Origin of the sequence: Streptomyces sp. NPDC017890, assembly GCF_044328675.1 — a bacterium.
GTDB lineage: Bacteria > Actinomycetota > Actinomycetes > Streptomycetales > Streptomycetaceae > Streptomyces.
Map to the genome: position 1 here is coordinate 117005 of NZ_JBIRHU010000016.1, position 13579 is coordinate 130583.

Genomic DNA, 13579 nt, shown 5'->3' on the forward strand with positions numbered 1-13579 from the left:
CGGGAGGAGACACGGGATGGGCAGCCGTACCGCGCTGGTCGAGGATCTGATGGAGCGCTTTCCGCACGTACCGCGGGAAGCCGTCTTCAAGGAGGACCTGCTCCGCGGCGGGGTGGCCTTCGACCCCTCCGCGCTGAGCGACAACGAAGACGGCGAGGTGAAGCCGAAGTCGTACTTCATCTTCTCCTTCGACCACGGCACCCTGCCCGAGCTGGGGGAGGCCGCGCTGCGCCGCCCGCCCGAGGAGATCATCCTCACCGGCGGCCCCTACGACCTGCGCCGCACCGTCGTCTCGGTCCGCGTGAACCCGTCCTCCCCGTACCGCGTGGCGGCCGACGAGCAGGGCCAGCTCGGCCTCTACCTCGACGGCAAGCGCATCTCGGACGTCGGCGTGCCGCCCATGCCGGAGTACTACCGGCACAAGCTCGCCAACGGGAAGTCGGTCATGGAGGTCGCCCCGACCATCCAGTGGGGCTACCTGATCTACCTGACCGCCTTCCGGGTCTGCCAGTACTTCGGCGCCAAGGAGGAGTGCCAGTACTGCGACATCAATCACAACTGGCGCCAGCACAAGGCGGCGGGCCGCCCGTACACGGGCGTGAAGGACGTCGACGAGGTCCTCGAAGCGCTGGACATCATCAACACGTACGACACGGCCAAGACGTCCACCGCGTACACCCTCACCGGCGGCGCGATCACCTCGAAGGTCCAGGGCCTGGACGAGGCGGACTTCTACGGGCGCTACGCCAAGGCCATCGAGGAGCACTTCCCCGGCCGCTGGATCGGCAAGGTCGTCGCCCAGGCCCTGCCCAAGGACGACGTCCAGCGCTTCAAGGACTACGGCGTCCAGATCTACCACCCCAACTACGAGGTGTGGGACGAGTACCTGTTCAAGATGTACTGCCCCGGCAAGGAGCGCTACGTCGGCCGCGACGAGTGGCACAAGCGCATCCTCGACTCCACCGAGGTCTTCGGCGCGCGCAACGTCATCCCGAACTTCGTCGCGGGCGTGGAGATGGCCGAGCCCTTCGGCTTCAAGACGGTCGACGAGGCCATCGCCTCCACCACCGAGGGCCTGCGCTTCTTCATGTCGCACGGCATCACGCCCCGCTTCACCACCTGGTGCCCCGAGCCCACCACCCCGCTCGGCAAGGCCAACCCGCAGGGCGCGCCGCTGGAGTACCACATCCGGCTGCTGGAGGCCTACCGCGCCACGATGGACGAGTTCGGCCTGTCCTCGCCCCCCGGCTACGGCCTGCCCGGCGCCGGCCGCGCGGTCTTCTCGGTCAGCTCCTTCATGGACAGCCTGCCGGAGGACGAGCCCGTCGAGGTGTGAGCCGCCGCACGAGCGCACGTGACGTGCGAGCCGCGAGGTGGGACGAGCCGGCCGCCCGGCCCCCGCAGGACTCCTGCGGGGACCGGCTCCGCAGGCGGGTCCGCGCGGGGGCGGCGGTCGCGCCCACGGCGCTCAGCAGGACGGCTGTCCCGGGAGGCGCACCGTGAAGCTGACCAGCGGGCCGAGCCACACCCGGTCGCCGTCCACCAGGCGTTCCGTCCGGCCCGGAGCCAGGACCCGGTCGTTGACCCGCACGCCGTTGGTGGCGCCCTGCGGGACCTCCGTCAGCGAGACAGTGCCGTCCTCGCCGTGGGCGACGCCGGCGTGCCGGGCCGACACCGTCGATTCCCCGGCGAGGAGCCCGGCCGCCTCCGGGGCCCAGACAGGGTCCCGCCCGAGGCGCAGTTCCCCGCCGGGCGGCACCTCGAGATGACTCCCGGCGCCGCGGAACACCAGCCGCAGCGCCGCGGTCCTGGACGGCCCCCGCGGGGCGCCCGCCGGCGCCGGGCCGCTCCGGAGCGGCGACAGGCACGCCGGACACGAGGCCGTGCCGGCCGGAAGCCGGGCGCCGCAGTGCGGACACGGGACGAGGCGTGGCGCGGCGGCGGGTGGCGTCACGGGGGTCGCGGTGCCACCCCCGCGCGGGCGCAGACCGGACCGCGGGACCAGGGCCAGCCCGTCGTCCTCGGGCCCTCGCGCGTCGTCGTCGAACCCGGCGTCCGGCACCGTCATCGCGCCCCGTCCTCCGCGCCGTTCTTGAAGTCGACCGCGATCTCCACCCGCCCGGTCTCGTCCTGCCTGACGTCCGAGACCAGCGCCACCGCCCCCGGGACCAGATGGGGCTTGGCGAACAGGGCGCGGGCCAGCGGGTTGATCAGGTGGGTCTCCAGGACCATGCCGATGCCCCGCCCGCCCTTCCAGGGGTCCTGCGTGCAGTGGCCGAGCAGTACCTCGCGCGCCTCGTCGGTCAGTTCCAGCACGATGCCGTGCCCGGCGGCCAGCTGCCGCCGGACGTTGCCGACCTGGAGGTCGAAGATCTGCTCGGCCACCTGAGCGGAGATGAAGTCGAACACCACGACGTTCCCGCCCAGCCGGTTCATCAACTCCGGCCTTCCGATGACCCGTTCGAAGTGTTCCTTGATGTTCCTGCGGACCAGGGCCTCCAGCTCCGGGTACGGCGTGCCCGGCTCCACCAGCGGCTGCCACTCCTGGGTCTGCGGGTCGGTGCGCTGCACGCCCAGGTTGGAGGTGAAGATCAGCACGCACTCGCTGAAGTACGTGGTGACGCCCTGCCCGTCGGTGAGCCGGCCGTCCTCGAGGACCTGCAGGAACTTGTCGAGGACACCCTTGTCGGCCTTCTCGATCTCGTCGAAGAGGATCACCCGGAACGGGTTCTCCCGCACCGCGGTGGTGAGTTCACCTCCTGCCTCGAACCCGACGTAGCCGGGCGGCGCCCCGACCAGGCGGTCGGCGGAGTGCGCCGCGGAGAACTCGCTCATGTCGAAGCGGAGGTACGCCTGGTCGCTGTCGAACAGCACAGAGGCGACCGCCTTCGCCAGCTCGGTCTTGCCGGTGCCGGTGGGCCCGGCGAAGAACAGCACGCCGCGCGGCCGGTGCCCGGGGCTGGTGGCCTGCGCGCCGGAGAGCCCCAGCGCGGCCCGCTTCAGGATGTCGAGGGTCATCGCCACGGCGGCCTCCTGGCCCAGGACCCGCCGCGGGATGGCCCGTTCGTCCGAGGGGTCCTCGCCTTTGAGGATGCGCCGGCGGATCTCGTCGCGGCTCCACGGGTTGCGCTCCACGCCGAGCCGGTAGATCCGGACCGCGTCCGGCATCCGGTCGAACGGGAGGTGCCGGGCGAGTGCGAGGCGCAGGCTCTCCTGCATGGCGGTGAGGTTCATGCCGGAAGCGGCCCGCGCGAACGCTCCGACGGCCTCCTCCGCCGCCTCCTCGGCCGCCTGCTCCCCGGCCGCCTGCCAGGACGGTGCGGCGCGCAGGTACTCCCGCCGCAGCTGCCGCGCCATCCGCCGCCGCTCGTCGGCGTCCGGCTCGGGCACCGCCACGGTACGGATCCGCTCGCTGCCCGCGAGCAGCCAGTTCGGCAGGTCCCGTTCGCCGTCGGCCAGCCAGATCAGCGGGTTGAACAGCGCTCCGGCCGCGTCATCGGTGGCTCCCGGCGGGCCCGGTACGGGCTTGGCCTCGCCCGCGAGCTGGAGGCAGGCGAGGAAGAAGTCGCGTTCCTCGGGGGTCAGCCGGTTCACGTCGCCCACCAGCCGTGAGGCGTGGTCGATCACCAGGGCCACGCGCAGCGGCGGCAGTACGCGGTCGCCGCGCACCTTGGCCCGCTCCGGTCCCCAGCCCTCGCTGATCGCCCTCAGCTGCGCCACCGTGCGCTGGGTCTGCGCCGGACCGGTGCCGGGGAAGTCCAGCGGCTCCAGGAGCGTCAGTACCGCCTCCCGGACGTTGTCGTCCGCCTGCATCACCTGGATGCCCGAGACCTGGTCGCACAGCAGCAGCGCCTGGTAGCCCAGCGGCCGCAGCCGGTTCCACAGCACCCCCAGCAGCGGCAGCGGATGGTCGCGGTCGCGGATCCGCACCAGGTGCAGGTCGCGGAAGTTGCCGTACAGCACGTACTGCGCGTGCACGCTCAGGGTGCCCGCCAGCTCCTCCGCGAAGAGCGGGAACCGGGCTTCCTTCTGCAGGTCCATGTGTCCTTCCCGATGGGGGTGCCCCGGCCGTCTCAGCGGGTCCGGTCACCGACGGTCCGGGCTTTGCGGGCGGTTGCCCCGTGGTCCGGTACGCGGCCCCGGGTGCCCGTCGCGAGCATCTCGTCCAGTTCGACGGCACCGTCCTCGCCGCGCAGGCCCGGCAGCGCGCCCTCGGTCCGTTCGATGCGCATGTCCAGGTCCAGCCCCAGCTCGCGTGCCACGACGGCGAACTCGTCGATCCGGCGGCGGGCCTCCGCGCACCGTGCGTCGTCCACCGCCCGGTCCTCGGGCCGCCGCTCGCCGGGGCCGCCGCCGCGGTACATCGTGGCGATGCGCAGCGTGCCGCGGACCAGGGTCGCCCGAAGCCAGTGCTCGGGCCCCCAGCCGTCCGGGGTCCAGTCCAGGCGCAGTTCCTGCCCCTCGGGACGCGTCGCGTCGGCCGGTCCTCCGTGCCGGGCCGCCAGTTCGGCCAACACTGCGGTCAACTGGGTACGTACGTACAGGGCTTCGAGGTGGGTCAACCGCTCGGTGACCCGCAGTTCCACCAGCCGCCGTTCCTCGGGGGTGAGCGGCACCCCGTCCGCCAGGAGCCGGCGCAGGGGCCGCTCCGCGTCGGGCGCCTCGGGCAGCGGCTCCGCGTCCCCGGGGGCGCGGCGGGTGAGGAAGTCCAGCTGTGCGGCGGCCCACTCCTCCTCGGCCCGGCGGACCCGTGCCCTGCGGTTGGCGTCCTGCACGAATCTGCGGGCCTCGCCCAGGTGGCGCCGGGCCCGCGTCGGGTTCTCCCCGGCATGCCGCGTGGCCCGCCCCACCGACGCGACGGCCAGCTCGACGGTGGCCGGTGCCGCCTGCGGGTCCAGTGCGGCCAGGATGTCCGCGCCCAGCCGGCGGACGGCCTCGGTGTCCCGCTCCGTGTCCGCCGACGCCCGGGGCGGTTCCGCAAGGGTCTGACCGGCCTGCTCCGCGGTCGGCTCGCGGTGCGTCATGTGGCGGGCCAGCATGGCCTTCTGACGCTCCCGGACCAGGCGCCGCCAGGTGTCGTCGGCCTCGGCCGCGTCGTCCATCACGTCCGTGAGCCGGCTGATCTCCCAGGCCGTCTGCGTCTCCTCGGCCCGGCGTACGGCCTCCTCGAAGCACGCCAGATCGGCACGGAGGGCGCCGAGCGGCCGGCCGACCGGGTCCAGTGGCGGAGGCAGGTCGGGGCGCGGCGGCCCCTGGTCGCCGCCGGACGGGGCACCGGCGCGAGCGTGCCGGGCCAGCAGCGCGGTCCTGCGGGCGTTCGCCCGGACCACGGCGTACGCGGCCGCCTCCCACTGCTCGGCGGCGGTGGCGGACAGGGCCTCCTGCCGTTCCAGGCAACGCTGTTCCTCGGCCGCCCGGACGGCGGCCGAGGCGAGGACCTGGGTGGTGAGCATCGCGGCACGGCCGGCGAGCAGGACGCCGCTGAGTGTGCCGAGTACCTCCACGGCGGCCTGGCCCGCCTCCTGCAGCCCGTGGCTCACCGCGTCCGACACCTGCGTGGCGGCCTCGCTCACCTGGGTGGACGCCTGGGCGGCGGCGTCGCCCACCTGTGCCGCACCGGCGTCGGGCACCGCGTACAGGTCGACCGGTGGTGCCGGGGCCGGGAAGGCCACGGCCGGTGCCACCAGGTCGAGGGTGGGAAGCGCGGCTCCTGCGCTCATCCCCTGCCTCCCGTTCTCTGATCACTTGCATCGGAATGTCGGTGCCGGACGGGGCCGTCAGACACGGCGGGCGGCGACCCGGCCGCGCCGCACGTCCAGGCGGCGGGCCAGCCGGGCGCGCCGTTCCCGGCGCCAGGTGTGGCAGCGGCGCACGCTCCACCCGGCGAGGAGGACGGCACTGGCCAGGGGCCATACCCACGGGGCGACGGCGAGCGCGTAGAAGCCCAGCGTCACCGCCCCGGCCAGGACGGCCGCGCCGAGCAGCACCGTCACGAACCGGCGGGAGCGCACGAACGCGGCGGGCCGGTCGGCGGTGCGGATCAGCAGCGCGGCCAGCGACCGGTGCGGGTGGTACGCGGGCGGCCCGATGTAGGCGGCGGTCAGCAGCTCCGCGGTGAAGACCGCGGCCGCCGCCGGGACCGTCTGCACCCACGCGGTGACGACCGCCTCCTGGGAGGCGCGGCCGAGTGCGTCGGCCAGCCCGATCACGAAGCACCAGGGCGCCATCAGCACGGTGGCGCCGAACAGCGCCCAGGCCAGCGTGGGCAGTCGGTCCATGCGCCGCATGACGGCCACCACTCCGTCCGCGTCCTCGTCCATCAGCCGCTGGACCTCCTCGTCCACATGCCGCCGGTGCAGCTCGGCGGCCTCGCGGACGGCGTGCTCGGCGAGCAGCAGCGCCATCAGCAGCCGCGACGGCTCGACGTCCGTGCCGGACTCCACGAGCCGGTCGAACCAGGGCACGGATGCCACGAGCCGGCCCCGCACCGCGGCGGCCTCCTCCGCGAGCCGGGCCGCCGCGCGGTCGGGTTCACGGGCCAGTTCGAGGAGCCGGGCGTCCACGGCGGGGGTCCGCCTGAGAGCCCTGCGGACGCGGTCCAGGCCGCCGATGTCCGGGTTGCGGCGCACCTCCCGCACCTGGTGCGGCCAGCGGTCCCGCAGCGCACCCCAGTCCGCGCGCACCTCGTCCAGGCCTTCCCCGCGGGGTCGCCGGGACAGTTCGGTCAGGATCTCCGGTGTCGCCGTCAGGTGCCGGATCAGGGCGAGAGCCTCGGAGTCGCCCCGGCGGGCCCCCCGGCTCAGCGCGCGGATGCCGTCGGCGGTCAGCGGTATGCCCCACAGGGAGACCTCGCGGTACGGGCCGAGCCAGGTGATCAGCCGGACGCCGGTCTCCGGACCCGGGGGCTCGCGCAGCTCGCGGCGGAGCGCGGTGAGCCGCCGCAGCTCCTCGGGGCTGCGTCCGCCGGCGGTCTCGAACTGGCCGAGCCACTCCACGAGGGCGGCACGGTCCTCGGTGTCGGCCAGCATCGCGGCGGTGGCGGACGGATGGCAGTCCAGGGCCCGGGCCAGGTGTTCCGGTTCCACGTGCCGCTCGCCGAGGAAATGGAAGGGCCGCAGGTCGGAGGGGGGCGGGGTACCGGGTGCCTGCCCCCGGGTCCGGCCCGGGACCGGCGGTGATTCCCCGGCCAGCCACGCCGCGACCTCGTCCGCGCCCCAGCGGTCCTCCGGGGCGCGGGTCAGCAGCCCCTCGCACAGCCGGCGGGTCCGGCCGTCGCGGACGCCGCTGATGTCCGGGTCGTGCGTGGCTATCTCCCTGAGTACCGCTTCGTCGCTGAAGAAGTCCACGGGGTGTGTACCCAGGGCGAGTTCGGCGAGAATCATGCCGACCGACCACCAGTCTCCCGCCTCGGAGACGGTCTGGTGGAGGGGGCCGGCCTCGGGCGCGAGGTACTTGGGCTTGCCCCGCCAGGCACGTCGCGGTCCCGGGTCCTCGTCGGGCCGGTACGCGGCGACCCCGTAGTCGACGAGCACCAGCTCCAGCGCGTTCCCGCGGCGGCTCTGGACCATGATGTTGTCCGGGGTGACGTCGCGGTGGACGATCTCCCGCTCGTGCAGCGCGGACACCGCGGCGTGCAGCTGCCGGGCCACCGCCTCGAGGTTCGCGGGCGGCATGGGGCCGGGGTCCTGGTCGAGGTAGGCCCGCAGGTCCGTCTCCCCGTGCGACCGGAACAGCTGGTAGGGGTGGCCGTCTGCGAGGCCCGCCTCGACGAGCCGTTCCAGGTGCGGGCCGGGGTCCTCGCCCAGCAGCCGTCCCACCGCGGGGTCCGGGGCGTGCATGCGGTGGTACCACTTCAGCACCAGCGGCGCGTCACTCGCCTGGGCGTCGGCCTCCCGGACGCGCAGCACGACGGCCTGGCTGGGGCGTTGTGCGGCCCTGATGAGCTTCACCAGGGCGAATCTCCGGGCCAGCGCCGGCGGCACGTCGTCGCGTACGGGGCGGGTTTCGGTCCGGCCGGCGTCGGTGAATCCGCCGTCCGTGGGAGAAACGAAATCAGTCACCATCCGGCCTTCCGGGAAGTCGGCTTCGGGGACGACCGCAATGACGGGTGCGGGGGTGGCACGACAATACCGAAGACAATTCCCGGTACGAACGCGTTCCACGGAATTACCCGGGACCGTACCAGCGTACACAGAATGCGCGCTCCGGACCGCTCTCCTCGCGCGCCCCCCGGATTACCATGCACCGCATGCGCTCCCTTCCCCCGCACCACGCTCTCGTCGAGGAACTGAGGGCCCTCAGGCGGCCCGGTCTGCCCAGGCTCCGGCACTGCGCCCGGGAAGCGCTGCGGGACACCGCCGTCGCGGCCGGGCTGTGCGGTGGAGAGGACGACGAACTGGAGGGCATCGAAAGGCTGCTGGCGGCGGCCGTGCGCCGTCTGACGGGCGGCGGCCCCCTGCACGATGGACCGGGGTGCGATCCGCTGGCCCGCGCAGCCGCGCACACCTTCGGACTGTTCGCCGACCGGCGCGGAGTGCCCGCGGCCGACCGGAGGAAGGCCGCGGCGGCCGTCTACGGAGTGAGCACCGAGCGGTTCCGGCGCAGCCACGAGCTGGAGGTGTTCGCCGAACTGGCGACCGGCGCCCTGGCGTTGGCCCGAAGGGTCACGGCGGGTCAGCCGGGCCAGAACGGCCGGAACAACCAGAACGGCCCGGACGGCCCGGACGGCCCGGACGGCCAGAACGGCCCGGACGGTTCGAACAGCCAGAACGGTCGGAACGACCCGAACGAGCAGAGTGGTCCGAACGGTCGGAACGCCCCGGGCGGCGCGGCGGGCGACACCTCGTCGTGGACCGCGCCGACGGCGGCCGCGTCCCTCCTGTTCGCCGATCCACCGCCCGCCGCCCCGGTGCCCGGGCACGTGGCGGCCCGCATCGAGATCCGGGTCTGTCCGATAGAACTCGTACGGGACGCTGACATCCTGGTCTCCTCGGAGAACGTCTACCTCGAGATGTCCAAGATCTTCCGCCCGACCGTCTCCGCGGCGCTGCGCAGGGCCGCCGCCACCCGCAACGCCGCCGGGGAGATCGTCGACGACGTCCTGCCGCGCGAGCTGAGCACCTGGCTCCGCGGCCACGGCCGGGCCGGTCTGCCGGTGCGGCCCGGCACCGTGGTCGCCACCTCCCCCGGAGCGCTCGCCGCGCACGGCGTACGACGCATCCACCACGCCGCCGTCTCCACCCCCGTGGAAGACGGTGACCGCTACCACGTCGCACCCGCGGCACTCGCCGAGGCCGTGCAGGCCTCGTTCGCGCTCGCCCGCAAGGAGCGCGCGGCCCTGTCCCTGCCCCTGTCCACCATCTGCTTCCCCCTGATCGGCGCGGGGCGGGGCGGCCTGCCCGCCCTGATCGCCGCCCGCTGGCTGCTGTGGGCCGTCTGGCGCGAACTGAGCGAGGACACCACCTGGTCGGTGCGTCTTGTGACGCGCCGACCGGACCACGCCGACGTGCTCAGGGCCGCCAGCTCGGATCGCTGAGCGACACGCCCGCTCCCTTCGACCGCCTTTCCAGCAGCGCCAGTTCGCCGCGCGACGGCACCCCGTAGAGCCGCAGACCCACGGTGGCCCCGGTGTCGACCACCACCTGGAGGCGGGCGCCGGTGCTCTCCCGCTCCAGGTGCGGCGCGTAGCGGGCGACCCCCCGGGGCGTGCGCGGCCGGATGCGCTGGTTGGCGGAGCCCCGCCACACCAGGCCAGTCGGCTCGGCCACCCGGAACCGTCCGGTGACCACGGCGTCGGCGTACCGGAGCGCCGCCGCCTGAGCCTCCGTCAACTCGGTCGGCTCGTAACCCGTGTACACCAGCAGGTCGGCCGTGGCGATCCCCCCGGCCGCCCCGGCCCCGGCGCCGGCCGCGGAGCCGCCCGCCGCCTCGTCCCGCAGACCGGCCGCACCGGCCAGCAACCCGGCCAGCGCGTCCGGCTGCTGGAGGGGCTCACCGCCACTGACCGTGAGCCCCTCCGCACCCCTTTCCAACGCCTCCCCCCACAACTCCAGCAGCGCGGAAACGGATACGTGCGTCCCCCCTCGGGCATCCCATGTGTGCCGGGACATGCACCCCGCGCACGCCAGGGAGCAGCCCTGGAACCAGACACCGAGACGCCTGCCCGGCCCCAGTGTCTCCAGGGGGAAGTGGGTCCCGCTGATCCGGACGTCCATGACCGCTCCTCCTCGGGTGCTGACCGCGAGTATGTCGGGCTCCGGATCCGGCCCGCAATGGCGTTCCCGCCTCTGCCCGGCCGGATCCCGGACGGAATCCGGTTGTTTTTCGGAGGGCCGCCGGAATGGTCGATTCCCTCTCTGTTTTCCCGTCTCCACAGACGATCGTTTCCGCTACTCTCTCCGTCACCGCGCCACGGTCTCCGCGGAGATCACGCGGGGAATGGGGGTAGCTCCAATGATCAATTCCGGCCGCACGGGCGGAACCGCCCGAAGACTGAGAATCGGACTCGTTTCGTCGGCCGTCGCCCGCGGCCACGGCCGACGCGACGCACCGGGACTCCTGGACTTGCTGACGGACGTAGGGGAGGGGCGGCACCCCTCCACGGACGGCCTGCCGCCCTATGTGCTGGGCGTGCGGGCGCAGGTCGTCCGCAGCACCACCCGGTTGCGTTCGCGCATGCTGCTCGGCAACCGCGCACTGAGCGAACGGATCCAGGCGGAGTCCGTCCGGGTCGTCACCCAGTACACGGTGCGCGGTACGCCGGCTCCGGCCGCCCTCGCCCGCTACGGCGAGATGGTCGGCACCTGGCGCAACTCCGCGACCGTCTGCCGGTCCCGCGCCCAGGGCCTCGTCGACGAGGCCAACCACCTGCTGGCCTGCTACTGGGACGCGGCCTGGATACGTGCCCGCCGCTCGCGCGAGATCCCGGAGCGGCGCCCCACCGGCTGGCTGCCGGGCCGGACCGAACTGGACACCACCTGGCACCGGGTCGACGACGGCCTGCTGTCCGACCGCTGGTACGAGTCGCCCGGTCCACCCGGTCCACCCGGGGCGGCCGGCGACCCGGCGGCCGTCGCGCAGGCCCTGGCCATCCTCGACAGCCAGGCCACCCGGGGCGGCGCGCTGCGCGGAACAGGCAACAGGGGATGAGCTCCCCCTCCACAAGGAAGGTCACCGTGCACTCCTCAGCACACCTGCGGCCCCGGCCGCCCCGCGGGGGCCGGCTGCTCGCCCTGATACCGACGGCCGCCCTGGTCGGCGCCCTGGCGTCCTGCACCTCCCAGTCCGAGGCGCTCACCACACCCTGCGGGGTGGTCGTCGACGGTTCGGGCTCGGCGGGCGCGACGAAGAACGGGTTCGACGCGGAGGCGAAGCTGAAGGACGAGCTGCTGCCGTTCCTCCAGGAACAGAAGTGCGGCACCGTCGACTTCGCCCCCATCACGTACACCTCCCAGATCTCGTCCTGCAAGGTGGACCGGATCGACCTCGACCCGCCGCACGACGAGACGACGGACCAGGACAGCCAGCGGCGACAGGCCCGCGCCCGCGCCGCCGGCGAGGCGCTCAAGGAACTGAAGTGCGCCAAGGAGGAGCGTCCGGGCTCCGACGTGTGGGGCGCGCTGGACCGCATCGCCTCGGTGATGCCCTCGGACGGCCCGAAGGCCAAACTGCTCGTGGTGAGCGACTTCGAGCAGTCCGACCCCGAGTTCTCGATCGGTGACGCCGATCTCACGACGAAGGCGGGGCGGGACAAGGCCATCTCCTCCCTGGTCAAGCAGCGCGGCCTGCCCGCCATCAACGGAATGGGCGTCTACCCCGTCGGCTTCGGCATGAAGTACGGGGACCGGGCCAGCGAGTACGAGGGGTTCGAGACGTTCTGGATGGAGGTCCTGGAAGAGAGGGCGAAGGCCGATGTCCACAACGAATACCAGTGAGCCGCGCCGCCAGCGGCGCGGCCGGCTGAGCCTGCCGACGCCCCGCAGAGCGGACCGGCCGAGCGGTGTCCGCGGCCGCAGCGTCGTGCCCGTACCGCCGTCCGACGGTTCCGCCGTCCTCAACGACCGGGCCGAGCGGCGGCTGCTGCGGACCGCGAGCGCCATGGGCGGCAAGGCGGCCAAGCGGGGGGTTCTCGACCCCTGGGTGCTGCAGAGCGGGGACCGCGTCCCCTACTTCGCCGAACTCGCCTCCGTACGGGACCGGGTCATCGGGCGGATCGGTGAACAGGCCGGGCTCACCGAGGAACAGGAGAAGCTCCAGGACGCCCGCGCGGAGTCCGAGGTCACCAAGTGCACTGCGGACACCACGCTGATCGACCACCGCCTGCGCGAGGCCGAGGAGCAGATCGCCACCGCCAAGGAGCAACTCGACATCCTCGCCCGGCGCACCACCCGCTGGAACCGCTTCCGCGACGCCATCCGCGCCCGGCTGGAGGCCCGGTGGATGGAGCAGACCTTCCCCGCCGTACCGTCACCCCGCCGCGCCGACGGCGGTGACGGTGACGGTGACGGGGACGGCGACGGCCGGCAGGCGCAGACGCCCGCGGCCGTCCCCGCCCAGGCGCGGCAGACCCGTTCCGAGGAGGAGCCGGACATCCTCCAGCCGGTGCCCCGTACCGGTGAGGCGCCCCGGCCCGCCGACGGTGACGGTGAGGGCGGTCCGGCACCGGCCCGCACCTCGTTCACCGGGGCGCGGACCGTCGTCGGGGACGTCCCCGCCGACGCGTGGGAGGGACTGGCCAAACGGCCCGGGCTGCCCGGCTGGATGACGTGGGCGACGCTCCTGGCGATCGTTCTGGTGGAGGCGCCCATCTACTGGGCGGCCTTCCAGCCGTTCCACGGGGTGGGCAGCGTCGATGCCGACACCCAGACCATCACACTGGCGGCGGCCGCGGCGTTCGTCATGGTCCTGCTGCCCCACCTCGCCGGACGCATGCTGCGCTGGCGTGCCACGACCGGAGCCGTCCGCGCCTCGTGGCTGCCGTCCCTCACCCTGCTCGGGGTGTGGGTGGCGCTGACCGTCCTCTTCGGCGTCCTGCGTGCCAAGTTCGTGACACAGAGCGAGGGCGAGACCGACCTGCCCCCGGAGGCCGAGGGGTTCGCCGGCGCGGACACGGGACCGACCGCCACCCTGCTCGACCGCCTGGATCTGGCGCCCCAGACGGTCACCGCGATGTTCTGCGCCCTTCTGCTGCTGTCCGGCGGGATCGGCTTCCTCCTCGGGCTCTTCCGCGAACACCCCTTCCTCGACGCCTACCGGACGGCGCTGGAACGCCGCGCCGCACTCCTGCGTCGCCGCGAGGAGAGCGTCGCGGCGACGGAACGGGCACGGGCCACGCAGAACACGGCCGAGGCACGCAGGGAGGACCGACGGCAGGCGACGGAGCAGCGGATCCGCGCCGTGCACGCGCTGTACGACGCGGCGGCGGCGGCCTATCTGAACGGCCTGGTCAGCGGATCCGGCGACCCGGCGGTGACGGAGGCGGCCATGAAGCTGGCCGACACCTGGCCGCTGTTGCCGACCGCCGGACGGCACTGACCGCTGGACGGCACAAACCGTCGGCCGCCTCGGGGGCCGTCTCCCG

Annotated in this window: 10 protein-coding genes; 5 read left to right on the top strand and 5 right to left on the bottom strand. The window is 73.6% G+C overall.

Features of this window, described 5'->3' with window-relative positions; all coding sequences use genetic code 11:
* The first annotated feature begins 16 nt into the window (after positions 1–16).
* Positions 17–1336: a radical SAM protein gene (locus ACH4F2_RS21910; RefSeq protein ID WP_398134385.1), complete on the top strand. Its 1320-nt coding sequence runs from the start codon at positions 17–19 to the stop codon at positions 1334–1336.
* 132 nt (positions 1337–1468) lie between these two features.
* Here the strand turns inward: ACH4F2_RS21910 and ACH4F2_RS21915 are convergent, their stop codons facing one another.
* From ACH4F2_RS21915 to ACH4F2_RS21930, 4 genes are read right to left on the bottom strand one after another with little or no spacing between them, the layout of a single operon-like run.
* Complete coding sequence (locus ACH4F2_RS21915; protein WP_398134386.1) at positions 1469–2068, bottom strand: FHA domain-containing protein; 600 nt, start codon at positions 2066–2068, stop codon at positions 1469–1471.
* On the bottom strand, positions 2065–4041 hold the full coding sequence (locus ACH4F2_RS21920; protein ID WP_398134387.1) for an AAA family ATPase: 1977 nt from the start codon (positions 4039–4041) through the stop codon (positions 2065–2067). The genes ACH4F2_RS21915 and ACH4F2_RS21920 overlap by 4 nt, the downstream gene beginning before the upstream one ends.
* A gap of 32 nt (positions 4042–4073) precedes the next feature.
* Positions 4074–5720, bottom strand: coding sequence for a hypothetical protein (locus tag ACH4F2_RS21925; RefSeq protein WP_398134388.1), 1647 nt, complete (start codon positions 5718–5720; stop codon positions 4074–4076).
* A 57-nt stretch (positions 5721–5777) separates the two neighbouring features.
* A complete protein-coding gene (locus ACH4F2_RS21930; protein ID WP_398134389.1) occupies positions 5778–8063 on the bottom strand; it encodes a serine/threonine protein kinase in 2286 nt (761 codons plus the stop codon).
* A gap of 185 nt (positions 8064–8248) precedes the next feature.
* On the opposite strand from ACH4F2_RS21930, the gene ACH4F2_RS21935 reads away from it, so the two are divergent.
* Complete coding sequence (locus ACH4F2_RS21935) at positions 8249–9535, top strand: macro domain-containing protein (RefSeq protein ID WP_398134390.1); 1287 nt, start codon at positions 8249–8251, stop codon at positions 9533–9535.
* Here ACH4F2_RS21935 and ACH4F2_RS21940 read toward each other — a convergent pair.
* The gene (locus ACH4F2_RS21940) at positions 9510–10214 is read right to left on the bottom strand and encodes a 4Fe-4S single cluster domain-containing protein (protein WP_398134391.1); all 705 of its coding nucleotides are present in this window, start codon (positions 10212–10214) and stop codon (positions 9510–9512) included. The genes ACH4F2_RS21935 and ACH4F2_RS21940 overlap by 26 nt on opposite strands.
* Positions 10215–10563: 349 nt before the next feature.
* Here ACH4F2_RS21940 and ACH4F2_RS21945 point away from each other — a divergent pair, with 349 nt between their 5' ends.
* Genes ACH4F2_RS21945 through ACH4F2_RS21955 form a run of 3 tightly spaced genes read left to right on the top strand, consistent with a single transcriptional unit; the run spans position 10564 to position 13533 of the window.
* Complete coding sequence (locus ACH4F2_RS21945) at positions 10564–11148, top strand: hypothetical protein (RefSeq protein ID WP_398134392.1); 585 nt, start codon at positions 10564–10566, stop codon at positions 11146–11148.
* A gap of 26 nt (positions 11149–11174) precedes the next feature.
* Complete coding sequence (locus ACH4F2_RS21950) at positions 11175–11933, top strand: hypothetical protein (RefSeq protein WP_398134393.1); 759 nt, start codon at positions 11175–11177, stop codon at positions 11931–11933.
* On the top strand, positions 11911–13533 hold the full coding sequence (locus ACH4F2_RS21955) for a hypothetical protein (RefSeq protein ID WP_398134394.1): 1623 nt from the start codon (positions 11911–11913) through the stop codon (positions 13531–13533). The genes ACH4F2_RS21950 and ACH4F2_RS21955 overlap by 23 nt, the downstream gene beginning before the upstream one ends.
* The last annotated feature ends 46 nt before the right edge of the window (positions 13534–13579 follow it).